This window comes from Pseudomonas sp. W22_MBD1_FP4 (genome assembly GCF_052113765.1).
Lineage (GTDB): Bacteria > Pseudomonadota > Gammaproteobacteria > Pseudomonadales > Pseudomonadaceae > Aquipseudomonas > Aquipseudomonas sivasensis.
This window is the reverse complement of record NZ_JBGQOI010000021.1, coordinates 12,204-35,432: the sequence shown is the minus strand read 5'-3', so window position 1 is coordinate 35,432 and position 23,229 is coordinate 12,204. Positions and strand designations below refer to the sequence as shown.

Here is a 23,229-nt window from a genome sequence, read left to right as displayed (position 1 = left end):
GCTTATCCTCGCGCGATTACAACTGGTAGGGAAATGGCACCGCTTTTCGCATCTGCCCATGCGTCGTATACAGCCTCCTGATCTGACCAATTCGAAAGCAGGTCATGAGCGCGAGCGTACTTGCGCCCGTACTCAATCTCCCAACGCTCATCGGCCAACGTCAGTCGCATCGACTCGTACTGAAGAATACGGGTGGCAATCCTAGGGAGATGTTGCTCGAACACCCGGCTCTGTCTGCACCCTAAGCACATGTCGTACTCGTGGCAGGAGGAGCCAGCGTCCACCAGTGCTCCCTCGTAATCGGGTTCGCTCGGATCAGAACATGAGGCATAAAAACCTGGGACTTCATGGGGAGCTGCCGCCCCCCCTTTTTCAACCCTTACCCCACGGAATTTACGGGCCTCCTCCAAGTACTTCTGCTGGAGGGTGAATATTGCAATATCGGTGATTGTCCGAGCAGCCCCCAGCGCAAGGTAACGGCTGAGCGTGGTGTCGAAGTCCTTGTGGTTTAGGGAGTATGCGAGCGAAGCATGAAGCTCTTGGTAATTCCTGGCCTCGCCAATCGCCTTCAGCAACTCCCTGGTCGCATAAACCTTCCGAAAACGACGGGAGTCGAGCGTAAGGATCCGCTCTTTCGTCAGGCTCCCGTGTTCATCAGTACGCAGATCCCAGATCTCGTGGCGCAGCAGAAACTTCTTGGCATCGGAGGAAAAAACGTCATCAACGGCATAGTCAAAGAAATCATCCTTGCGAAAGTACAGCCACAGCGAATCTTTAGACCTACTGCTAACGAGCTGCGAGAGCGGTTCCGAGTACCAAAGGAAGAACTCAAGTACCGGGTAAATACCTTCGTCGGAGATGGAGACATAGGTGTCATCGATTTCGATCCTTGCGCGTCCTTTCCCTCGACCTTTGTACCCACGGAGCCGACATCTTCTAGGGTCAAACGGATCCTTCCAATCAAGCGGAGAGATGCTGTATCCCTTGACGTTATACCTACGCTTCCAGCCCATAACGCTTTCCAGGTTCTTCCCGGAAAAAATCAGGAAAAATACCAGGAATGAAAACAACGACTCCTTACTTGGAACCTCCCTTTCCGCCAGCCTTCTCAGATGATCTCTAACAGCTGACGGTGGTGGTAGGCATACATAGGGAAATCCTGTTTGAAACGTAATTGACGCCTCAGTTCCAAAATCAGCTCGCTGAAAACTCAGCAGCTCACCCACATTCAGAAACGTGTGGAACCTTGCCTCGCCTGTGCGAAATGAGAGGTCTTTGCAGTAGGTTTCAACTACATGATGAGAATAGCCGTCTCGAAGCTTGTTAAGCGTGTGGCATTCTGGGTGATCTCGGATTTCAGAAAACTCTCTGGCATTGTTCATTAGCGATTCGATGTCACTGGTGACCGCAGCAATCAATTGATACATCACTGCATCGCTATAAGGCGCCAGGGGCGCCGGGGCGTCAGAAGCGTAAATAGGCATCGAAAACTTGCCGGGCATCAAATCCGTGCCCATGATGCGTTCAATGACAACGCAGCAACGTCGGAACATTGTTGACTTATAGCGGCTAGCCATTTCAACCGAACGAAGGTCAGCTCGCCACTCACAGATGAGTTGGAAGTTCAGATCCTTAAAACTATTGAGCTTGATGCTTTTCCTTCTACAGAAATCGAAGAACATGCCCACTGCGTTCCGTTTATAGGACGCCTCAGAGTGGGAAATTCGGGTTTCCAGACAGATCGTTTTCAACCCTTGAGCAAGAGCCTTCACCGCCCAGGGATACTCGTCAATGTACTCGGAATAGAACATCCGCCCAGGATTGCTTTCTAGGTTTAGGAGCTCTCTCTTCCTGGCATTCTGGGCGTCAACGGTGAGGGAGACCAGCTCACCCGCATCCTTCCCTGCTTGTGGTCGCCAGCGCCAAACGGTGGTGAGGGGGTAGAAGCCATTGTCCTCTCTGAGGTCTAGGGGCCGAATGGCCTTCTCATCATTGATGACTTCTTGAACATCATGCTTGGTACGCTTACGCCCCATCGGGTAGCTCCTGGATCAACAAACCTATAGTACATAAGTTTATGAGCCAGGGCGCAAAACCCGGCCATGGCGGGATCTTGCCCAAGCATAAGGTGACTAAAGAAATCGCCGAGACCCGTGGCATCCTGATGGGCGAAGACTGCATCTCGCCGTCGCGCCACAGTGCGTTCTCCACGCCCATCGAACTGATGCAATTCATCGCCCAACTGCGCGAGCTGTCCGGCGGCAAGCCGGTAGGTTTCAAGTTCTGCCTGGGCCACCCGTGGGAATTCATGGGCATCGCCAAGGCCATGCTCGAAACCGGCATCCTCCCGGACTTTATCGTGGTAGACGGCAAGGAAGGTGGCACCGGCGCGGCGCCCGTGGAGTTCACCGACCATATCGGCGTGCCGCTGCGTGAGGGCCTGTTGTTTGTGCACAACACCCTGGTGGGCCTGAACCTGCGCGACAAGATCAAGCTCGGCGCCAGCGGCAAGATCGTCAGCGCCTTCGACATCGCCAGCGTCCTGGCCATCGGCGCCGACTGGGCCAACTCGGCGCGCGGCTTCATGTTCGCCATCGGCTGCATCCAATCGCAAAGCTGTCACACCAACAAATGCCCCACCGGCGTCGCTACCCAAGACCCGCTGCGCCAGCGCGCCCTGGTGGTGCCGGACAAGGCCCAGCGCGTATTCAACTTCCACCGCAACACCCTCAAGGCCCTGGCCGAGATGCTCGCGGCGGCAGGCCTGGATCATCCGTCGCAACTGTCGGCCAAGCACCTGGTGCGGCGCATGTCGGCGACCGAGATCAAGTTGTTCTCGCAGTTGCATGTGTTCCTCAAGCCCGGCGAGTTGCTCACCGGCGAGGTGAACGGCGAATTCTATTCGCGGATGTGGCAGATGGCGCGTGCGGACAGTTTTGAGCCCCACGACGTAGCCGCGGCTTAAGGACGCTAACCATGCTGAAGGTCATCGCTGAAGATTTCATCAAGCCCGAACACCTCGACACGGTACGTCCCTGGTACGCCGAACTGGTGGAAAAAACCCGCCAGGAACCGCTGTGCATCGCCTACGACCTGTTTGTCGATCAGGACGACCCCGGGCACTTCATTTTCATTGAGCAATGGCCCGACCAGGCCGCGCTCGACACGCATTGCCAGACCGAACACTTTACCCGGCTGGTGCCGCAGATAAACGAGCACCAGGCCAAGCCATGCAAAGTGCTGTTGATGGATGCGTTCTGACCCAGCCTTTCCGGACTGAACCGGACCACCGAGGGCATCGTTGTTAACAAAATCCCCGGAGAGACGGTTCAGTTGTACCTTGTTAAAGCAGCCTCCTCTCATGCCGTACTCCCCGATACCCAGGGCACGTCAGAGATCATTGACGTCTAGAGACATTCAGTAATATCCAGCCTTTGCAATTGCTTGGAAATACCGCCAACCTGCGCCCGCCCGACCTGCGGCGTACGACAATTCGCGCCTGCGCCTGTCATTGCTAAACCTTTCGTCAAAGAGCCCGCTGCCATGCTGAACGGACGCGACCCGCGCATCGATTTTTTTCGGGGCCTGGCGTTGATCTTCATTTTTTGGGATCACGTTCCCCACAATCCCCTCGGCCAGATCACCCTACGCAATTTCGGTTTCAGCGATGCGGCCGAAGTCTTCGTGTTCCTCGCCGGCTACGCCGCTGTGCTGGCCTACGGCAAGATCCTGCAGCGTGACGGCTATTGGTTCGCCACGCTGAAGATCCTGCGCCGTACCTGGGTGTTGTACGTGGTGCACATCTTCTTGCTGGCGATGCTGATGGGCATCGTGTTCTTCGCCAACAGCCATGTGGAAACCCGCGACCTCGTCGAGGAGATGGGCCTGACGCACTTCGTCACCCACCCGCAGCAGGCGCTGACCGATGAACTTCTGCTGCGCTTCAAGCCCAACCTGATGGACCCGCTGCCGTTGTATATCGTGCTGCTCGGTGGTTTGCCGCTGGTGTTGCCGCTGTTGCTGCGCAAGACCTGGCTGGTGGTGGGCGCGTCGATGACGGTGTACCTGCTGGCGCCGTGGATGGGCTGGAACCTGCGGGCGATTGCCGACGGCGTGTGGTACTTCAACCCGGTGACCTGGCAGTTTCTGTTCATCCTCGGTGGCGCGGCGGCGATTCATGCCAGCCGCGAGCGCCCGGCCGAACTGCGGCCACTGCGCCGACAGCCGTTGTTCATGGCGGCGGCGATCTACACCCTGGCTGCAGCGGTGCTGACACTGTCGTGGCGCTGGCCCGAAGTGCACGATACGTGGATGCCATCGGCGGTCAGCGATCTCATCTACCCAATCAGCAAGACCGACCTGTCGCCGCTGCGCCTGCTGCACTTCCTCGCACTGGCGTATGTCACCGCCAAGCTGTTGCCCGGACGCGGCTGGACCGACAACTGGCTGGCGCAGCACACCTGCCGCATGGGCCGTTATTCACTGGAAGTGTTTTGCCTGGGCGTCGTGCTGGCGCCGTTGGCCGACATGGTCAATGCGATGGCTGGCGATGCGCTGCTGATGCAACTGCTGACAGCGCTGGTCGGCGCTTCATTGATGGTGATGCTGGGGTTGTGGCTGGAATTCAACAAGCGCCTGGATCAGTCGCACAAGCTGGTCACGCAGGCCAGCTGAAGGGTAAGGCCCGCCGCACGCAGCGGGCCTTGCCAGGCGTCAGGCGGAGTGCACTGGCGCCGCGTTGGCGGTGTTCGGTTGCAGCTTGAACACGTAGAACAACACGGTCAGCAGCACCAGGAACACCGGACCGACGTACAGCGCGATGCGGGTGTCCGGGAAGTACGCCATCAGGCCCACCACCAGCACCAGAAATGCCAGCGCCAGGTACGAACTGACCGGGTACAGCCACATGCGGTACTTCAGGGCTTTCTGCTCGGCCGGGCTCAGGCTCTTGCGAAACTTGAGCTGGGCCAACAGGATCATCACCCAGGTCCAGATTGCGCCGAAGGTGGCGATGGACGTGACCCAGACGAAAACTTTCTCCGGCACCAGGTAGTTGAGCAGCACGCCGAGCAGCAAGGCGAAGATCGACAGCAGCAAGGCTTTGCGCGGCACGCCGTTGCTCGACGTGGTGGCGAACGCGGCCGGCGCCTGGCCGTTCTGCGCCAGGCTGTAGAGCATGCGCCCGGTGCTGAAGATGCCGCCGTTGCACGACGACAGCGCCGCCGTGATCACCACGAAGTTGATGATGCCCGCTGCGGTCTTGATGCCCAGACGCTCGAAGGTCATCACGAACGGGCTGCCCTGGGTGCCGATTTCATTCCACGGGTAGATCGACAGGATCACGAACAACGCGCCCACGTAGAACAACAGGATGCGCCAGAACACCGACCCGATTGCGCTCGGAATAGTCTTCTGCGGGTTGCGCGCTTCACCGGCGGTGAGGCCGATCATCTCCACGCCGAGGTAGGCGAACATCACCATCTGCAGTGACATCAGCACACCCTGCACGCCATTGGGCATGAAGCCGCCGTGGGCCCACAGGTTCGAAATCCCCAGCGCCACGCCGTCGTTGCCAAAGCCGAAGGCGATGATGCCGACGCCGCCGATCACCATGGCAATGATGGTGACGATCTTGATCAGCGCGAACCAGAACTCGAACTCACCAAAGGCTTTTACCGCGATCAGGTTGATGGTGCCCATGCTGATCAGCGCCGCCAGGGCCCAGATCCAGCGCGGGGTGTCGGGGAACCACACGCCCATGTACACCGCCACGGCGGTGATCTCGGCCACACAGGTCACCAGCCACAGGAACCAATAATTCCAGCCGGTCAGAAAGCCCGCCAACGGGCCGAGATAATCCTGGGCATAACGACTGAACGAGCCGGCCACCGGGTTATGCACGGCCATTTCGCCGAGGGCGCGCATGATCACCAGGATGGCCAGGCCGCCGATGATGTAGGAGAGCATGATGGCCGGGCCGGCCATTTCGATGGCCTTGGCCGAGCCGAGGAACAGGCCGACACCGATACAGGCGCCGAGCGCCATCAGGCGGATATGCCGCTCACCCAGTTCGCGTTTGAGCGGGCCGCCCGAAGCGGTCTCGCCATGGGGCAGGTGGTTGCCGACTGGCATAGGGATACAACCTCGTCTTGTTATTGGATATGAGCCTCCGAGTCCAGCACGTCGCGGCGGGTCTGCCGTGACATGCCATCGCCGGTTCACCTTGTGGGCAAACCGGTCCGGCGGGGCCAGATCGGGGGGATGCAGTATAAAAAGCTCAACCCAGTGATTTTCACTCTATAAAAGGCAATATTCAGCGGGAATTGCCGCCTTAATACGATTTAGCGGTGGGAGTATCGCACACCAATGGTGCGACCCTTCAAGCCACCTACGCTGTCATCGGGCTTTGCCCATGCCCGGCCCGGTCGACAAATTCCTCACGCAAGCCAATCAGCGTCTACGCTTGAGACAAGTCCGATCAATCTGCCGGGATGGGATCAATCGACTATGGGCGCTTTATGGCAAACCGATTCAACCAAAGCTGCGGCGCCTGCCGACAGCGAGGATGAACAGCCATTGCCACGACGCCCCCGCAAGCGGTTGTACAGGTGGCGAATGGTGTGGCTGCTACTGGTGATCGCGCTGATTGCCGCAGCGTATGTCGCCCAGCGCGAAATGCGCAGCGCCGACTGGCAGTCCCGCGAACTGAGCCGTCTGGCCACGACCCTCAGCTACACGGTGGAGCCCGGCGCCAGCGACCGCATCGTTTACCCCGGTGAAGGGCCCTTCGACAAACGCCTGGGCTACAGCGCCATCGATGAATTCCTGCCACGCCTGCTCAAGCGCAATTTCCTGATCCAGAGCCAGGCGCAGTTTTCCGACGCCTTGATGGACTACACCGCCCACGGGCTGTTTGTGCCCTACGCCGAAAAAATCCAGGCCGGCCTGTCGATCAACGACTGCCGCGCCACGCCGCTGTACCAGTTCAGCTACCCCCAGCAGTTTTACCCGGACTTCACCGCGATCCCGCCGGTGGTGGTCAGCAGCCTGCTGTTCATCGAAAACCGTGACCTGCTGGACCCCGCACAGCCCCAGGCCAACCCGGCGGTGGACTGGCCGCGCTTCGCGAAGGCCGCGTGGTCGCAAGTCGCCCGCGTGCTGCACCTGCCCGGGCAAAGCGCCGGCGGCAGCACCCTCGCCACCCAACTGGAAAAATACCGCCACTCCCCCGACGGCCTGACCCTGTCCGGTAGCGAGAAGCTGCGCCAGATGTTTTCTGCCAGCGTGCGCGCCTACCAGGACGGCCCGCAGACCTTGCTCGCGCGCCAGAACGTCGTGCGCGATTACCTCAACAGCGTTCCGCTGTCCGCCGTGCCTGGCCATGGTGAAGTGCACGGCATGGCCGAAGGTCTGCGGGTGTGGTACGGCGCCGACTTCAAGCGCACCAATGCGCTGCTGGCCGACGCCGGCACTGGCAACCTCGAGCAAAAAGGTGTGGCCCTGCGCGAAGTCTTGTCGCTGATGATCGCCCAGCGCCGGCCGTCCCATTACTTGTCCAAAGGCCGCCCGGAACTTGCGGACCTGACCGACAGCCACCTGCGTCTGCTCAAACAGAACGGCGTCATTGAACCGGCCCTGGCCGATGCCGCGCTGGCGAGTCAGGTGACGTACCGCGACTGGCAGCAGCAACCGACCTTGCAACCGATCGAGACCAACAAGGGCATCAGCGTTGCGCGCAGTCGCCTGGCCGCGCTGCTCAACCGATCGCTGTACGACCTCGACCGCCTCGATCTGGCCGCCACCAGCACCTTGCAGAACGACCTGCAAACCCAGGCCACCGCCTACCTCAAGCAGCTCGCTGACCCTGCCTTCGCCGCGCAACTGGGCCTGCTCGGGCCACGGCTGCTGACGCCGGCCAGCACCGCGCAAGTGCGCTACAGCTTCACCCTCTACGAGATGACCGCCGACGGCGCACGGGTGCGTGTGCAGACCGACAACACCGACCAACCCTTCGACATCAACGAGAGCAGCAAGCTGGAATTGGGCTCCACCGCCAAGCTACGGGTACTGACCACCTACTTGCAGATCATCAGCGAACTGCATGATCGCTATGGCGCACAGCCCGCCGCTGCACTGAAAAAAGTCAGCGTCGACGAGCAGGATCGCCTGTCGCGCTGGGCCGTGGACTACTTGGCGCAAAGCACCGACCGCAGCCTCGCGAAGATGCTCGACGCAGCCCTCGACCGGCAGTATTCCGCCAGCCCTGGCGAGAGCTTTTTCACCGGTGGCGGCCTGCACCGCTTCCACAATTTTCGCAACGAAGACAATGGTCGCAGCCCGAGCCTGCGCGATGCCCTGCGCGAGTCGATCAACCTGCCGTTCATTCGCCTGATGCGCGACCTAGTGCGTTACAGCACCTACCACGGCCCCAACAACAGCGCCGAGTTGCTCAAGGACGACAGCGACCCGCGCCGCCAGGAATACCTGGCCCAGTTCGCCGACCGTGAGGGCACCACCTTTCTGCTGCGTTTCTGGAAACGCTACCGCAACAAGGACACCCAGGCGCGGCTCGACACCTTCCTCGACAGCATGCACCCCACCGCCATACGCCTGGCCGCCGTGCACCGCTACCTGCTGCCCCAGGCCAGCCAGCAGAGTTTCAATGGGTTCGTGCGCGCTCACCTCAAGAGCAAGGAACCGGAAAAACTCAGCGACGAGCGCCTGACCAAGCTCTATCAGGCCTACGGCCCCGGCGCCTACGACCTGCCGGACCAAGGCTACATCGCCAAGGTCCATCCGCTGGAATTGTGGTTGCTCGGCTACTTGCTGGAACACCCCGACGCCACCTTCACCCAGGCCGTCGCCGCCAGTGAGCATGAGCGCCAGGAAGTCTATGGCTGGCTGTTCAAGAGCCGCCACAAGAGCGCCCGTGACAGTCGCATCCGCACCATGCTGGAAATCGAAGCGTTTCTGGATATTCACCAGCGCTGGCAGGCAGTCGGCTACCCCTTCGACCATCTGGTGCCATCGCTGGCCACGGCCATCGGCAGCTCCGGCGACCGCCCCGCTGCGCTGGCGGAACTGGTGGGGATCATCCTCAACGACGGCGTGCGCGAACCGACCCTGCGCATCGACAGCCTGCATTTTGCCGCCGACACGCCCTATGAAACCCGCCTGGTCAACAACCCCGATCGCGGCAAACGCGTCATGCCCAGCGAAGTCGCCACCGCCCTGCGTGGCGCGTTGTCGCAAGTGGTGGACGCCGGCACCGCCAAACGCGTGGCCGGCAGTTTCAAGCTGACTGACGGCACACCCTTGATCATGGGCGGCAAGACCGGTACCGGCGACAACCGCATCGAAGCCATCGGCGCCGGTGGGCGTGTGCTCAGTTCCAAGTCCATCAACCGCACCGCGACGTTCGTGTTCTATATCGGCGAGCACCACTTCGGCACCCTCACCGCATTCGTTCCGGGCAGTTCGGCGCAGCAATTCACGTTCACGTCGGCGCTGCCGGTGCAGGTGCTCAAGGGTATGGCACCGATCCTCACGCCTTACCTGCAACCCGACGCGCAGACCCTGTGCCAACCGCCGAAACAGGGTGTTAGTTATGCGCATCTTTCATTCGAATAACGGGTGCTCAACGCACCGAACCGCCCAGGATTTTGAGCTTTTGTTCTAGTCTTCAGTGGATACGCTAATGGCTTCGAATCCCTTAGCGAGCGCCATTGCATGCCCGAATCCCCCCCTTCTGCCAGTCCTCTGGCAACGCCCTACAAGGGGCCTCATTACGCGCTGATCCAGCATAGAATTCCCGACTGGCTCACCACCGCCGTCCCCGCCCGAATCAGCGTGTTTAACAGCACCAGACTGCCCCGACCGGACTGGTACGCCAGCGCCTCACCCGATCAACACACCACGCTGCAGTTGGCGAATGCCGAGGGCTGGCGCGCACAAAACGCCGTGGACCAACACCTTCGCGACGTGCAGGACCTGTATGGTTTTTCCGAGCCGCTGCTGCAGGAGGCCATCCGCGAAAAACACGGCCTGGACCTGAACGTCAAAACCACCTACCTCAACCTGTATATCCCCACGCAACTGCCTTGGTATGCGTTGGATATTTCCAAGGGGGTGACCACCCGCAGAGTGTCGTTGCTGGATGCGGCGTTGCATAACTTCGCCGCCGGTGAAAGCTTTGAAAAAGACTCCTGCTATATCACCCAACCGGACGCCCGAGGCCACTTCGACATCCTGCCACTGGCCGAGCGAATGCCCCTTCTGCAGTTCAAGACGCTGTGCCGCGAACTGAACCTCGGCGCCCGCTATCAACAACACCTGAACCAGCATCTGTTGCCGACCGACCTCGCCCTGCGCGCCACGCTCAAGACCCGCATCATTGCCAGCCAAAAGGCCGCGCTCAAGGCTGCCGCGCAATTGGCCGTGCTGAAAAAGGACCTGGGGCCCGCGGCGTGCGCAGTGCTGCTGCAAGCACTGCGCGGTGAGCGCGGGGTGCTGCAGTTCTACCGTTTGAACATCCTGGATGCGCCACTGGCCGGCATACTGCTGATTGCGGCGGATCTGGACCGCGTGTCCAGCGTGTCGAAACTGATCGCCTACATCCCTCATGACCCCGAAAGTCCCGTCAAGGAATACGACTCCAGCGTGGCGTTCATGACGGATCTGACACGCAAGCTGCACGCCAACGCAGCGGTCCCGTCACGCGGCCAGCAAACCTATCAGCAGTTCTTCAGCGAGTTTGTCGGGCATAACCGACGCGGGCACTTCTTTGCGGGGCTGGGCCAACGGCTGCCGTTTTCAGCCATCAGGATCGACGCAGACCTGTGGGAACACCGCTACCAGCAGGCGCTGAATAAAATCCTCAATGACGGGCGCAGCATGGCGGTGTCCACCTCCGATGCCGACAGCGCCGAGCGTTGGGCCTGGTGGGACAACGCCACGAAAATGATCACGGATATCTTCAACGCCGCCCTGATGGTGATCACGCCGTTCGTGCCGTTTCTCGGTGAGTTGATGCTGGCCTACACCGTTTATCAATTGAGCAGCGAGATCATTGAAGGGGTCGTCGACCTGGCCGAGGGCCAATATCGCGAAGCCGCCGAACATGTGGTGAGCGTGACCAGCGAGGTGGTGCAACTGGGCACGTTTGCCGCCGGTGCCGCCGTGGGCGGTGCGTTGCGGCGCTCGCTGTTCGTCGATGATCTGCGGGTGGTCGAGGTCAACGGGCAACCACGCCTGTGGAACCCGGATCTGGCGCCCTATGCCCGGCATGATCTGCAATTGCCGGCCGATGCACAGCCCGACGCGCTGGGTCTTCACGAGCATCAGAACCAACGCATCCTGCGCCTGAAGGACCGCCATTACGTGGTCGCGCACGAGGCCGCCAGTGACACCTACCGCATCCAGCACCCGACCCGCCCCGAGGCCTATTCCCCGCGACTCGAACACAATGACAACGGCGCCTGGCTGCATGAAGGTGAAGACCCGCGCACCTGGGACCGCGCGGCGCTGCACGAGCGCCTTGGTCCTCTTCTGGTGGAAGGCCTCACTCCCGCGCAACGGGCACAAGCCTGCGCCACCAGCGGAACTCACGACGGCGCCCTGCGCATGATGTATGCCGACCGCTCCCCTCCTCCGCCACTGCTGGCCGACAGCCTCAAGCGCCTGCAACTGCGTCGGCACGTCGAACAGACACCCCAGCGCATCCGCACCGGCGCCCCGGCCGAGCTGCCGACCAACTGGTCGGTGCAAACCACCACTGAGTTACCTGGCTGGCCGTCGCACAAAGCCATCGACGTGTTCATCGAACCGGACCTGAGCGGCTACGCCATGCGTTATGGCGCCGCCGATGCATTGCCCGCCGACACCCTGAACATCAGCCATGCGCAGGTGCAGGCCGGCTCGTTGCCGGAGCGAATCCTCGCGTTTCTCAACGAAAAAGAACTCGACGCCCTGCTGCCCTCGCCCCTGCCCGAGACCCAAACCGCGCGGGTCGCGGCGCTGCGCAACCAATTGGCCGATCGGCTCACGCCACACACCGTTGCGATGTTCAATCACCTCTACAGCGCACGCGAAGTGCTGGACACCCCTCACGGTCAACTGATTCAACAGCAGTTCCCGCAGTTGCCCGCAGAGCTGGTGACGACGCTGCTACTGCGCACATCGCCCCAGGAACTGGACCTGATGAGCCGTGAACAGCGCATCCCTCTGCGCCTGAAAAACCTCGCCCGGGAACTGGCCAACGAAATCCGCGCCAGCCACGCCAGTGAAGGCTTGCATGACGATGCCCTGCTGACGCCGGACACCGAGCGCATGGTCCTCAATCTCCTGCGTCTGAACACCGATGCTTTGGGGGACCTGAGTATCGCCATCCATGAGCAATCGCCGGAGGGCGCCTTGCGGTGTCGGGTAGGCCCGGCGGCGGCCGCCACACAGAAAGTCCTGATCTACCAGGGTCAGGGCCGCTACCGGATCCACGGGGTACCGGCGTCGACACCGCCCGCGCACTACCGTTTTTTCGAAGCGCTGTTGCGCGTGCTTCCTGACGGGGCTGTTGATTTGCGCCCTGGCCAGGGTGAAAACCTCAAGGCCTGGCTCAGGGCGCAACTTGAACCATTGGCCGTGCGCCGCACCCTGCTGGAACCGCCGACCGGGCGCCTGGCCGACGACCGCAGCACCCAACGCCTGCTGCAAAAACCTGGCTTCGAGGCCTTCCGCCGCCTGTTTCGCAGGCAACCCGCCCCGGCACCGACGCCCGCAGAGACCCTGACCAAGCTGTGCCCACGGCTGAACGCAGAAGAGATCGCCAGCGTCTCGCCGTTCCTCGACACTGCGCAAGGTAAGGCGCTGCTGGGCACGCTGGAGGCCGACCACCGGTTGCTGGGCGAAGACTTGCGCAGCCTCCGCAAACAGCGTCCTCTCGGCGCGGTCGGCAGCGTGCTCGCGCAAAACGAGCTGCTCATGCGCGGGCTGATCATCAAAGAGTTGCAAAGCTGCTGGGAAGACGGCGCCTACCTGCGCATGTTGCCGCCACAACCACAGCCGCGCGGCACGCTCCTGGACTTGAGCAATCTGGTGCTGGGGCGCTACGTGCAACACATGGAGCCGCTGCGGGCGGACTTCAGCCATGTCACCCGCCTGAACCTGAGCGGCACGCGTCTGAAGGACGAGGAAATGGGCTTTCTCGACAATTTCCCCGCCACGCGCATCGTCGACCTGTCCGAGAATGAACTGACCGGTGTGCCGTCCCAACTGACCGACATGAAAGCACTGACCGCGCTGAACCTGCGCGACAACCCGATCCGCTGGGGCCGCTACGACTACGAGGCACTCAAGCACCTGCCCTTGCTCCGCTCGCTGAACCTGGAGGGCAACGCATTGATGAGCGTGCCGCCGGACATCGGCCCGCTGCCCGAACTGCGGCGACTGACCTTGCGCAGGACCGGCATCAGCCAATGGCCGGCGGGCCTCGACAGTCCAAGGCTGGCCATCCCTGAGTTGGACCTGACCCACACCCGAATCACCAGCGTTCCACCGTTCGCCGAAGATTCGGTGGGCGCCCGCATCGTCGCCAGCAGTTGGCTCGACCGCAGCCGCCTGGAACCGGCAGACGAAGATCGCGTGGTCGCGTATCGGCGTGCCTTCGGTTTCGATCCCTACCGCACCACGCCGCGCAGCAAGCCGTCCGACCGTGAATACTGGCTGATTGGCTTGAGCGGCGAGGCGCGCGACGAGGCCATCAAAGTCTGGGAGGACGTGGAACAGGAGCATGGCTCCCAGGGCTTGTTTGACCTGTTCAAACTGCTGCGTCCACCCGTGGAGTTCCAGACCGAGATCGACGCGCAACTGTTCCAGCAGGGGCGGGAAGATTTGGCCATCCGGGTGTGGCAGTTGCTGTTCACGGTGGACCAGAACCCGAGCTTTCGTGAACGCATCTTCAGCCTGGCCGCGACGCCGCCCAATTGCGCGGATGCCGGCGCGCATATCTTCAATCGCATGGGCGTCGAAACCCTGCTTGAGCAGATCCTCAAGGACGACGCCCCACAGGCTATGCTCCAGCGCGAAAGCCGCCTGGTAAAACTGGCGCGGCAAGCCTGGCGCCTGGACCAAGTCAACCGTCTGGCCCGCGAAGAAGTGCGGCGCCGTACCCTGCCGATCAACGAAGGCGGCCTGGGACAAACACTCGGCATCGGTCAAGGCCAGGTGGATGACGTGCAGGTGTACCTCGCCTATCAAACTGGGCTGAAGGCACGCCTGGACCTGCCATGGCTGTCTGAACACATGGTGTATCGCAACACGGCCCAGGTCACTCAGGCCCATCTCGACCGAGCGGCGCACGCCATTCGCCAGCTGCAACAAGGCGATGGTCTGATCAATGGCCTGCTGGAGCAGCCGTTCTGGAGCGATTATCTGCACGAGGCCTATCTGGGCGCCTTCAACGCCCAGCGCAGGCTGCGCACGGAGGCCGGCAGCCACCTGCAGGACCTGCTCGAATTGCACGAGCAATGGGTCGCTGGGCCGACGGACAGTGTGCGCGAGCAGTTGACCCGCCTGGCCGACGATCTGGTGATCCCGTACAGCGTGGTGCTTACTGAAGAGGCGTTTTCAGACAGCACGGTGCTGGGTTTCTACGACCATATCCAGCATGACTATAACGAGCTGGCGCGGCGTCTGACCCGTGAAGCCTTGCTCAAGGCCAGCACTGAGTAGGCAATCACGGCGCCAGGAAATCGAACACCAGGTGCACCGTGCCGTAGTACTCGCCGCCGCGATAGCCGCCTTCGGGCTCTACGGCGGCGATGTCCAGCTCGGCCCGGCGTCCCACTCGTGCTTCAGCGGCGCCGACCACTTCCACCGGGTCGAGGGTCAGCGCTACCTGGTTGAACTGCACCTGCAGGTCGATACGGTTACGCCCATTAAACAAGTACGGCTCGGCCCCAAGGCGGGCCGCGACGCCGCCGTTGAGGTGCTTGACGTCGAAGTTCTTGCGCAGGCGGCTCAGTTGCGAGGTCACCAGGTTCCACGCCAGCAGTTGGTCCTGGCCCATCCAGTCAGGTTCGGACGGCAGCACATAGGCCTCGTTTACCGGGATGGTCACCGAGACATCGAACGAGTGACGTTCCTGGATCGCCGAGGTGGGTGCGCCCGCCAGCATGCAGGCCGCCAGTACACCGAATCTTGTCAGCTGCTTGAACATCATGATCACCCGTTAGTCTTCTCGACCTTCAGCGGTTTTTTATCCAGCCCTTCCACCAGCACGAAGCTGTAGCGCCGGCCCGGTTTTTTCTCGAACGTCAGTTGTCGCTCGGGCAGGATGTGGTGCTTGGTGGTGGGCACGCAGTCAGTGGGGTTGGTCACCGAACAGTCGTGGAACTCGTCGAGCACCACGGTGCTGTTGCCCGCGTTACGCAGTTGGTATTGGTCAGGCCTTTCGTTGATGCGGGTGTCGAACCGCGCATCCTTGGGCCGTACGAAAAACACCGTGCCGTAGCCGGCCATCACGTTGATTCCGGCCGCCAGGTGATCCTTGTAGTCGGCGCGCTCCTCGTCGCTGATACCGAAGTTGTCGTCTTTTTCCGGGACCACGGGGATAAAGCGCAGGCGGAAATAGCGTTCCTTGTCGCGCGGCCCCATGTACAACAGGCGAGTGCCCTGCCGGCCGTTTACCGGCACGATCAGTCGCGACGGGCTGGCCATCAGGCCGTCGCGACTGGTCGTGACGCCCTTGTCATCGATGATCGAGGGCACCGGGATTTCGCGGGTGGTGCCATCTGCGTTGTAGACAATTTCCAACACGTTGACCTTGATGAACGCGGTGCTGGTGCCGCCATTGAACACACGCTTGAGGTAGGAACTGCGATCACTTTCGAGGTAGTCGTACACCACCCCGACGTTGATCAGCGGCCCGGCCTGGACGGTGAGCGACATCAGGCACAACCCGATCCATAACACTGCTTGTTTCATCGTTTACTTCGCCTCGTTGATTGACTGCGACGGGCCTGGCCCGCCGTTGGAGTGGGGCCGATCTAAATTTCCGAGTCCCAGATCACGGTCGCCACGCCCGAATAGGTACTGCCCGGCTGGTTGAGCATGTCGGCCATGTCGTCGCGCAACACCTCGAAGTGCAAGGTGCCCGGGCGGTCGTTCACGTAGAACAGCGGCTGGAACAGTTCGGTGCCGTCACCGTCCAGGCGCAACGGGCGCTTGAGCACGGCCTGGTTACCGCGCCCATCGATGCCGCTGGGCAGGGTCACGGCGACCTGCAACGGCACCTCATCGCCATTGGCATTGCGCAGGCCGCAGGTGTTGCCCATGACGATCGAGCATTCCAGCTGCATCTTGAAACGCGAACTGGCGGCGATGCGGAAGGTCTGGTCGCGGTACAGCCGCGTGGGCGAGCGTCCACGGTTGAGCCAGGCTTGCCAGCCGCCGTCGGGGATCAGTTCGATGCGGTTGCCGCCGGGTGGGAGGTCGACTTTTAAGTCGTGCTCCACCGACAGATTAAAATTCAGCGTCAGTTGCGAGTCATTCGGGATGACCACATCACCGAAGTCGAAATCCAAACCCGGCCCCATGGTGTAAGTCAGGCTGCCCGTGTACTCACCCGATGACATGCCCAACGGGTTTGGGGTCTTGAGCGCATAGGCGAATTCGAGAGTGCGATATTGAAAATAGGTGATGGTGGTTCCGGGAAAACGACTGCACACACCAGCGTTTTCCGGCACCAGCCAGAAAAATAAGGCGAGGGATGAAGCGCCGGTAAGGAACCCGGTGCTCTGGCAAGGGGCAGGAGCGCTCATCCACTGTCCTTGCCAGGAAAAACCTGGCCGTGCCCATGCGCTGGTGTTCGGTCGAATATCCCAACGGTGCCCAATGCCGGCAATCCGCATTTGCACCGTCTCAACTTCGCCGGTGCGCGCATGGGTGACCTGTACATCGCGCCACTGCGAAGGCACTTGCCACATTGCGCCTTTGCGCGGGTCTTCGTGAAACGCCTCAATGGGCGCAATAGCGGTCGCTCGAAACGCGTCATCAATCCGGATGGTGAAAATTCCCATCTGTTTGCACCGCACGGGCATGTGCCCTGCACAAATGCCCGTCACCGGCGTCGTGTTCACAAAGTCGTTTTTCATCGGGTTTGCAGGATCAGGCCGGAAGACAGCGGTAATGTTTTGGCTGAGCGCGCTCGCGGGCTCTGCAAACAACGCCCCCAATAAGCCTGCCAACAAAAGGCCAAACACATTTCGCTCAAACTGCTTTTTCATAAGACGTCCTTAACCAGCGGTCTCGGTCTGGAAAGTGTTTTCAGCCAAGGTGTCCGGCGTGCAGCGCAGGTCACCGATCATCAACACGTCCTGTTCATTGGCGGAGGTGGCCGGGTCCAGGCGGAACTGGCACAGCAATTGGTTGCGGTAGCGCACTTCGAGGGTTGGCGAGCTGGCGCTCATTTCCATGGAGAAGAACCCGTCGGCCTCGCTGACCCCACGGCTGGCGTGGTTGATCACGTGATGCCCCCTGAGCGGCTGGCCCTGGGCATCGAGCAGGCGCCCGAGTACCGACACGGTTTTCATGACGGTGATTTTCCGGTAGTCCACCCCGCCCTTGTTCAGGTGGTAGGTGGTCCGCGCCGGCTGGATATTGGCCGCCGGTGGGTGGTTGCCGTCGAAGTCGAAGTTCACCGTGCTGCTCTTGTAGGCCGCCACCGGTACGAAGTTGCGCCCAGGACGCAGGATGGCGCCGCCGCCGCTGAAGTCGTCGGCACGCAGGGTGATCTCATCCAGATCGGTTTCGACGTCGACGATCATGCCCGCGCCATTGCTCTGGTACTGGCTGGTCATCAGCATCTGGTCGCCACCGGCAACGAAGGTGCTGTGCAGGTTCAGGCCGCCGCTGAGGTCGCCGTTGAACGAGCTGCGCTGGATAAAGCCGTCGCCGCTGACCACATCACTGTCGAAACTGGCCATTCCCGAGAACCCGACGCCGTAGGTGTCGGTGATGGCGGTGGCCGAGACGCTTTGCAGCAGGTGGTCGGTGAGGTCCTGGCGAACGGTGACCGACGCATTGTTATCGCGACCGCCGTCCCGCGCGGTGCGGGTGCCGATGCTGCCGGAAATCTGCCGGCCATCTCCGCCCAGGGCCAGGCTCACAGAGAGGTCCACGCCGCGGTTGCGCTTGTCGTTGGTGCCGGACGTGCCCGGTCGGTCGAACACCGAGAAACGCCAGTTGGCGTCGCTGCCCCACAAGGTGTCGCGGCGGCTCCAGCCCAGGTCGAGCCCTGCGCCTTCGGCATTGCCCTCGCTGTGGGACAGGCGCAGGTTCCAGGAATTGCGCGCGTCGACCCGGTGGTTCACCGAGAGTGCCGAGTTACTGGTCTGGCCAACAAAGGTGTTGCGCCGCAGGCGGGTGCCGTCGGGCAGGGTCTCGAAGGTGTCGCGGGTGTCGAGCCAACTGCGGTTATGGCTGAGCACCAGGTTGGTGGCGCCAAACGTGTAGAGGCCCTGAACGTCCAGGCCGGTGCCGTGTTCGCGGGTCTGGTAGAGGTTGGTGTAGAGGCTGGTGTTGTTGGCCACCGTCCAGTCCACCGAACCGCCGTATTGCAGTTGCTCACGCACTTCCCGCGCCGACAGGCCGAGAATCACCCGGGGATGCACCAGGTAATTGACCGAGGCACCCGCGGTGATCGAGCCGGAAGACTGTTCATCCCAGTTGCTGAACAGCTTGGTTTCGCGTCCGGCAAACAGGTTGTAGCGCCAGCGGTCATCGACGTTGCGCCAGTTGCTGGGTTTGTACACCAGCTCTTGGGAGGTGCTGACGGTGAGGCCGTCTTCCACCAGGCGCACTTCGACTTCGTAGATGCCGCCGGGCAACGGCCGCGTGTCCAGGGTCTGCAAACCGGCCGCGACCGCCTGGGTGTTGATCAGCAGACCGTTACGGTAAATCTCCACGGCGGCCTGGCGATTGGCGGTGACGTAGATCGGATAAACGCTGGCCTTGGCATTGTTGATCGCCAGGCTGTCGGAGCTGCCGTACATGACGCCTAACGCGGTATCCGGGCTGGCGCCAAAGCTGCGCAACTGCCGGGTCAGGCCGTCGGAATTGGGGGTGAAATGGCCCAGGCGCAAAAACTGGCCTTCCAGTTCTCGCTGGGTATACAGCTCATGGATTGCATGGCGCAGTTGTTCTTCGTCGCCACTCTGGCGCGCCAGCTGCAAGTTGAACACCTGGGTCCAATTGCCCAGGCTGGCACTGGCTTGCAAACCATAACGTCCGCCCAGGTTTTCTTCCTGGCCGCCGTTGAGGTTGAGCTGGTTGTTGATGATCAAACCACGGCTACCGCCTTCGGGCTGCGCGTGAAAACGCGGTGCGTCGCTGGTGTGTTCGACGTTCTGGGTGATGATCGACAGCAGCGAGCTTTCCAGGTTGTAGTGCACTGACACCAGTTGCTGCGGGCACGCCTGGGTGCATGCGCCAAGGCCGACGCCGCTCTCCAGCAAGGCTTGCCAGGTGTCTCGGGTGGTGGCGGGGACTTTGCTGTCGCCGGTATCGGTGAACTCCAGCAGCGTCACCCGTTCGTCCTGGGACAGCACAATCAAGGCTTCCCCCAGGGGTTGCTGATCCAGTTCGACCTGTACCGCCAGCGGTACGTCGAAAAAATGGTCGCCGAACCCGGCAGGCAAACCCTGAGCCTGGGTCAACAAACTGCCAGGCGTGACGGTGCCTGACGTGGGCGCGGCCAAGGCACTCGTACAAATCACTAGCGCAAGCGCAACCGCGATGGGCGTCATCGGGAACATGAAAGGAACTCTCTGAGGGCCAGGAGACTTGATAAAAAACAGGCCGACCAATGGGGGAAAATCGGCCGGCCCGAACGCAAATGCCCGCGGGCAAGAAAGCCCGGTGGGCACCTACACCATCAAGGTGCTGGCGTTGGCGGCACCGCATCGAACACCAGCGCCACAGCGGAGGTGTAGGCACCACGCTGGGTGGCCGTAGGCTTAGCTGCCACGATGCGCAGTTCAGCCCCCACGCCCGGGGTGGAGTCGGCTTCGTTCACCACTTCTTTTGGCGTGCCGGTCAGTTCAACGCCGTGCAGGGTGGTGGTCAGCGGGATGTTCTGCGCGACGTTGCCGTTGAACAGAACAGCCGGGCCGCCTTCGATGTAGGCGTGGACCGAACCACTGGTGTTCTTCAGGTCGTAGATAGCGCTCAACGGCGCCAGCTCACCGCTGACGATGTTGTAGGCCAGGGTTTCGTCGCGGCCGAAGTTCGGATCACGTGGCTGCGCGTGGAACACCGTGGTAGGGATATTCGCCTTGATGTTGACGGTGTGGTTGGCTTCGCCAGCAGCGAAGGCCGTCGAGGCGTTCAATGCCAGAAAGGCCAATGGAGCAGCAATTGCAAACTTCTTGAACATGATGAGTTCCTGTTTTGAGGACAAGTTAGTGCCCCATTGAAAGTTGAACAGTGAATTCAACACACAATGAGGTCCGCTGCAGCGAGACGTAAGTGAGTGCAACGCGAGAGGAATGATCCACTAACTTTAAAAACAGGTATGCAGGCTGCTTCCCATGCCTTCGTAGCCAATGTATGCGGGCAAATACAGAAAAATATGGCACTTTGCCAAAACTTTAATTTTCTCCGTAAGACATGGACTACATGAATTATTCAACAACGTTTATTGTGAATATTCCGTAGGAAAACACCGCACGTAAAAACAACATAAGTTATAAAAGCTTCTTTGAAAGTACGAGTTTCAACTCTAATCTTAGTTGGGTCGCCACACCACTAGGAAGTCAATCCAAATGCTTGCAATGTGCGATAGGCCAGACTTGACCGTTGGTCGTCTGTGGCTATGCATCTCTTAAGATATATCTTACGTTATGTCTTATCCACACAAGGAGAGCATGACAATGAGAGACCATCATTCCCACCGTGAACCCGGTGACGGCTTCGAGAAACGTCCAGGCCGCGAACGTGCCGGCCGCGGCCCACGGGTATTCGCCCCGGGTGATTTGAAGTTGCTGCTGCCGGCATTGATTGCCGAACAGCCCTGCCACGGCTACGACCTGATCCGCAAGATCGAAGCCCTGTTCGACGGCGCCTACAGCCCGAGCCCCGGGGTGATCTACCCCACATTGACCTTCCTCGAAGAGAGCGAATTGATCAGCGGTGACGCCGACGCTGGAAAAAAACGCTACACAATCACCGACGCCGGTCGTCTCTTCTTAAGCGAACAGGCGGTGGCCCTCGACGGCATTCGCCAGCGCATGGAGGTGAGCAAGCGCTCGCTGCGCGGCCAGGATCGCCCGCCGGAAATCCACGAGGCGGTGCACAACCTGCGTCACGCCTTGCATTCGCACCACGGGCATTGGAGCCCGGAAGAAATCGTTCGTGTCGCGGCGCTGCTCAACGGCACCGCCCAAGCCATTGCCGATGGGAAAGCCTAATGAATACACAAGCCATCCACCGCGTGACCCACGAAATCAAACGCCGCCGCCTCGACGTACTGCGCGTGGTCGACATCACCCCGCGCATGCGCCGCATCACCCTGGGCGGGCCGGAACTGGCGGGCTTTGTCAGCCTGGGAAGCGACGATCACATCAAGCTGCTGTTCCCGCAGAATGCCGCCGAGCAAGCGGCGCTGGAAAGCCCGACGTTCAGCATCAAGGGAGACGGCCCGCAGCCGGCCATGCGCGACTACACGCCACGGCGTTTTGACCTGGACATTGGCGAATTGGACATCGACTTCGTGCTGCACGGAGACGGCCCCGCCTCCACCTGGGCCGAGCAGGCCAAGGTGGGTCAGCACCTGTACATCGGCGGGCCACGGGGCTCGATGATCGTGCCGGATATGTTCGACAGCTACCTGCTGATCGGCGACGAAACCGCGCTGCCGGCCATCGGTCGTCGCCTGGAAGAACTGCCGGCCGGGCGAAAGGTGCTGGCGGTGATCGAGATCGCGAATACCGCAGAAAAACAGGTCCTGCACAGCCGGGCCGATGTCGAGGTGATCTGGGTCATTCGCGGCCAGGATGATCTGCTGGAAACCGTGCAGAACCTGACGCTGCCGAGCGGCTCGCTGTACAGCTTCGTCGCGACCGAAACCAAAGTGTCGCGCCAGGTACGCCGGGTGCTGCTGGATACGCACAAGGTCGATGAAACGTTCCTCAAGGCCGTCGGCTACTGGCGCGCCGAGGGCAGTGAAGAAGCGTGAATCAAGGTCGGGGCTTGATAACTTTATCCAGCCCCACCACCGCCAACGCGATCAGCACAAACCCCGCCAAAATCCCCCCGGCATTCACGAACACTTGTGGATAACCAAGGGTGGCCACGTCGATGAACGGGTACTGATACTGCCCGAGCAAATCCCCGCGCAGCAGCGCATAAGCGAAGTACACCAGCGGGTAAATCATCCACGCGCCGATATGCTTGAGGCGAAGGCTGCCCTTGGGCACGCACCGCCACCAGTAAATCAAAAACAGCACCGGCATCACGTCATGCAGCAATTCATCAGCGATCAACTGAAAGCCTTCGGGCTGCCATAAATGCCGCAGCAACAGGCTGTAGGCCAAGCCCACTACCAAGATGCTCACCGTGATACCGCTGCTGACCGCCGGCCTGAGAAAAAACCGCTTCGCCGCCGAGTCCCGTTGGACCAAGGCATAGCTCAACACCACCACCGCCAGGGTGTTGGTGAGCACAGTGAAGAAACTGAAAAAGTTGATCAGCCCGCCCAGCAAGCTTGCGCCGCTGGACCAGCGCGAATAGAAAATCAGGTATTGCTGAATCGCCAACCCCATCCAACCGGCCAGTGCTGTCGCCGCTATAAACCGCTTCATGGATTCAATCCAGCGGACGTTTGGTGCGCATCAGCTTTACGTACAACCCTTCTACTTTTTCCCGCGCCCACGGAGTCTTGCGCAGGAACGTCAGGCTCGACTTGATACTCGGGTCGCTCTTGAAACACCGCACATCAATGCGCTCGGCCAGGCCTTCCCATTCGTAGTGCTCCACCAAGGTGGTGAGGACGTGCTGCAGGGTTACACCGTGAAGGGGGTCGTTGCTTGTCGCGGTCATGCCAGGCCTATGAAAAAAGTAATCACGAAGGCGCACACCTTATCACCCCCTCCGCTCAGGGATAAAAAGTTCCCGTGGCTCACGAAAAAGAGATGTTATATTGTAACTATAACTTTCAAATCTTTTCGTCGTTTTGCC

At 60.9% G+C, this 23,229-nt stretch carries 15 protein-coding genes and 1 pseudogene; 7 read left to right on the top strand and 9 right to left on the bottom strand.

The features are described from left to right. Window positions 1–2 precede the first annotated feature (2 nt). Window positions 3–2,036, bottom strand: coding sequence for a hypothetical protein (locus ACEN2T_RS23260; RefSeq protein ID WP_442117606.1), 2,034 nt, complete (start codon window positions 2,034–2,036; stop codon window positions 3–5). Between the two features lie 41 nt (window positions 2,037–2,077). Between ACEN2T_RS23260 and ACEN2T_RS23255 the strand changes: the two are divergent. From ACEN2T_RS23255 to ACEN2T_RS23245, 3 genes and pseudogenes are all read left to right on the top strand, one after another. Continuing rightward, window positions 2,078–2,965 (top strand): annotated as a pseudogene (locus ACEN2T_RS23255) (glutamate synthase-related protein); the annotation flags it as partial. 11 nt (window positions 2,966–2,976) lie between these two features. Further along, entirely contained in the window at window positions 2,977–3,261 is a 285-nt protein-coding gene (locus ACEN2T_RS23250) for a putative quinol monooxygenase (RefSeq protein WP_099601205.1), read from the top strand. A 282-nt stretch (window positions 3,262–3,543) separates the two neighbouring features. After that, window positions 3,544–4,674, top strand: a complete 1,131-nt coding sequence (locus ACEN2T_RS23245) for an OpgC family protein (RefSeq protein ID WP_032891857.1) — start codon at window positions 3,544–3,546, stop codon at window positions 4,672–4,674. Between the two features lie 39 nt (window positions 4,675–4,713). On the opposite strand, the gene ACEN2T_RS23240 is transcribed toward ACEN2T_RS23245, so the two are convergent. Continuing rightward, on the bottom strand, window positions 4,714–6,132 hold the full coding sequence (locus ACEN2T_RS23240) for an amino acid permease (RefSeq protein ID WP_032891858.1): 1,419 nt from the start codon (window positions 6,130–6,132) through the stop codon (window positions 4,714–4,716). A gap of 375 nt (window positions 6,133–6,507) precedes the next feature. Here ACEN2T_RS23240 and ACEN2T_RS23235 point away from each other — a divergent pair, with 375 nt between their 5' ends. Beyond that, window positions 6,508–9,630: a transglycosylase domain-containing protein gene (locus ACEN2T_RS23235; protein WP_050442884.1), complete on the top strand. Its 3,123-nt coding sequence runs from the start codon at window positions 6,508–6,510 to the stop codon at window positions 9,628–9,630. Between the two features lie 99 nt (window positions 9,631–9,729). Then, window positions 9,730–14,724, top strand: a complete 4,995-nt coding sequence (locus ACEN2T_RS23230) for an NEL-type E3 ubiquitin ligase domain-containing protein (protein ID WP_442117605.1) — start codon at window positions 9,730–9,732, stop codon at window positions 14,722–14,724. 4 nt (window positions 14,725–14,728) lie between these two features. On the opposite strand, the gene ACEN2T_RS23225 is transcribed toward ACEN2T_RS23230, so the two are convergent. The 5 genes from ACEN2T_RS23225 to ACEN2T_RS23205 all read right to left on the bottom strand — a co-directional run bounded on the left by ACEN2T_RS23225 (window position 14,729) and on the right by ACEN2T_RS23205 (window position 20,428). Then, the gene (locus ACEN2T_RS23225) at window positions 14,729–15,211 is read right to left on the bottom strand and encodes a CS1 type fimbrial major subunit (protein ID WP_032891885.1); all 483 of its coding nucleotides are present in this window, start codon (window positions 15,209–15,211) and stop codon (window positions 14,729–14,731) included. Window positions 15,212–15,216: 5 nt separating this feature from the next. Continuing rightward, window positions 15,217–15,978 carry a pilus assembly protein gene (locus tag ACEN2T_RS23220; RefSeq protein ID WP_032891860.1) on the bottom strand — a complete coding sequence of 254 codons (762 nt, stop codon included), beginning with the start codon at window positions 15,976–15,978 and terminating at the stop codon, window positions 15,217–15,219. Between the two features lie 62 nt (window positions 15,979–16,040). Continuing rightward, window positions 16,041–17,072: a hypothetical protein gene (locus tag ACEN2T_RS23215; protein WP_326490174.1), complete on the bottom strand. Its 1,032-nt coding sequence runs from the start codon at window positions 17,070–17,072 to the stop codon at window positions 16,041–16,043. 216 nt (window positions 17,073–17,288) lie between these two features. Continuing rightward, window positions 17,289–19,808 carry a CS1-pili formation C-terminal domain-containing protein gene (locus ACEN2T_RS23210; RefSeq protein WP_122752532.1) on the bottom strand — a complete coding sequence of 840 codons (2,520 nt, stop codon included), beginning with the start codon at window positions 19,806–19,808 and terminating at the stop codon, window positions 17,289–17,291. Window positions 19,809–19,927: 119 nt separating this feature from the next. After that, complete coding sequence (locus ACEN2T_RS23205; RefSeq protein ID WP_122752531.1) at window positions 19,928–20,428, bottom strand: CS1 type fimbrial major subunit; 501 nt, start codon at window positions 20,426–20,428, stop codon at window positions 19,928–19,930. Window positions 20,429–20,924: 496 nt separating this feature from the next. Between ACEN2T_RS23205 and ACEN2T_RS23200 the strand changes: the two genes are divergently transcribed. Next, window positions 20,925–21,461: a PadR family transcriptional regulator gene (locus tag ACEN2T_RS23200; protein ID WP_095183927.1), complete on the top strand. Its 537-nt coding sequence runs from the start codon at window positions 20,925–20,927 to the stop codon at window positions 21,459–21,461. Continuing rightward, on the top strand, window positions 21,461–22,228 hold the full coding sequence (locus tag ACEN2T_RS23195; RefSeq protein WP_095183926.1) for a siderophore-interacting protein: 768 nt from the start codon (window positions 21,461–21,463) through the stop codon (window positions 22,226–22,228). Before ACEN2T_RS23200 ends, ACEN2T_RS23195 begins: the two co-directional genes overlap by 1 nt. A gap of 1 nt (window position 22,229) precedes the next feature. Here ACEN2T_RS23195 and ACEN2T_RS23190 read toward each other — a convergent pair whose 3' ends face one another. Together ACEN2T_RS23190 and ACEN2T_RS23185 are read right to left on the bottom strand one after the other, a co-directional pair. After that, complete coding sequence (locus ACEN2T_RS23190; RefSeq protein WP_442117604.1) at window positions 22,230–22,853, bottom strand: Pr6Pr family membrane protein; 624 nt, start codon at window positions 22,851–22,853, stop codon at window positions 22,230–22,232. A 4-nt stretch (window positions 22,854–22,857) separates the two neighbouring features. Continuing rightward, entirely contained in the window at window positions 22,858–23,091 is a 234-nt protein-coding gene (locus ACEN2T_RS23185) for a VF530 family DNA-binding protein (protein WP_016977534.1), read from the bottom strand. Window positions 23,092–23,229: the final 138 nt, after the last annotated feature.

Excerpts from the sequence above, each read along its gene's own strand:
- ACEN2T_RS23245 (WP_032891857.1), top strand. The coding sequence starts at position 3,544 with ATGCTGAACGGACGCGACCCGCGCATCGATTTTTTTCGGGGCCTGGCG.
- ACEN2T_RS23190 (WP_442117604.1), bottom strand. The coding sequence starts at position 22,853 with ATGAAGCGGTTTATAGCGGCGACAGCACTGGCCGGTTGGATGGGGTTG.
- ACEN2T_RS23220 (WP_032891860.1), bottom strand. The coding sequence starts at position 15,978 with ATGAAACAAGCAGTGTTATGGATCGGGTTGTGCCTGATGTCGCTCACC.
- ACEN2T_RS23215 (WP_326490174.1), bottom strand. The coding sequence starts at position 17,072 with ATGGGAATTTTCACCATCCGGATTGATGACGCGTTTCGAGCGACCGCT.
- ACEN2T_RS23230 (WP_442117605.1), top strand. The coding sequence starts at position 9,730 with ATGCCCGAATCCCCCCCTTCTGCCAGTCCTCTGGCAACGCCCTACAAG.
- ACEN2T_RS23235 (WP_050442884.1), top strand. The coding sequence starts at position 6,508 with ATGGGCGCTTTATGGCAAACCGATTCAACCAAAGCTGCGGCGCCTGCC.
- ACEN2T_RS23185 (WP_016977534.1), bottom strand. The coding sequence starts at position 23,091 with ATGACCGCGACAAGCAACGACCCCCTTCACGGTGTAACCCTGCAGCAC.
- ACEN2T_RS23200 (WP_095183927.1), top strand. The coding sequence starts at position 20,925 with ATGAGAGACCATCATTCCCACCGTGAACCCGGTGACGGCTTCGAGAAA.
- ACEN2T_RS23195 (WP_095183926.1), top strand. The coding sequence starts at position 21,461 with ATGAATACACAAGCCATCCACCGCGTGACCCACGAAATCAAACGCCGC.
- ACEN2T_RS23205 (WP_122752531.1), bottom strand. The coding sequence starts at position 20,428 with ATGTTCAAGAAGTTTGCAATTGCTGCTCCATTGGCCTTTCTGGCATTG.
- ACEN2T_RS23225 (WP_032891885.1), bottom strand. The coding sequence starts at position 15,211 with ATGTTCAAGCAGCTGACAAGATTCGGTGTACTGGCGGCCTGCATGCTG.
- ACEN2T_RS23210 (WP_122752532.1), bottom strand. The coding sequence starts at position 19,808 with ATGTTCCCGATGACGCCCATCGCGGTTGCGCTTGCGCTAGTGATTTGT.
- ACEN2T_RS23250 (WP_099601205.1), top strand. The coding sequence starts at position 2,977 with ATGCTGAAGGTCATCGCTGAAGATTTCATCAAGCCCGAACACCTCGAC.
- ACEN2T_RS23260 (WP_442117606.1), bottom strand. The coding sequence starts at position 2,036 with ATGGGGCGTAAGCGTACCAAGCATGATGTTCAAGAAGTCATCAATGAT.
- ACEN2T_RS23240 (WP_032891858.1), bottom strand. The coding sequence starts at position 6,132 with ATGCCAGTCGGCAACCACCTGCCCCATGGCGAGACCGCTTCGGGCGGC.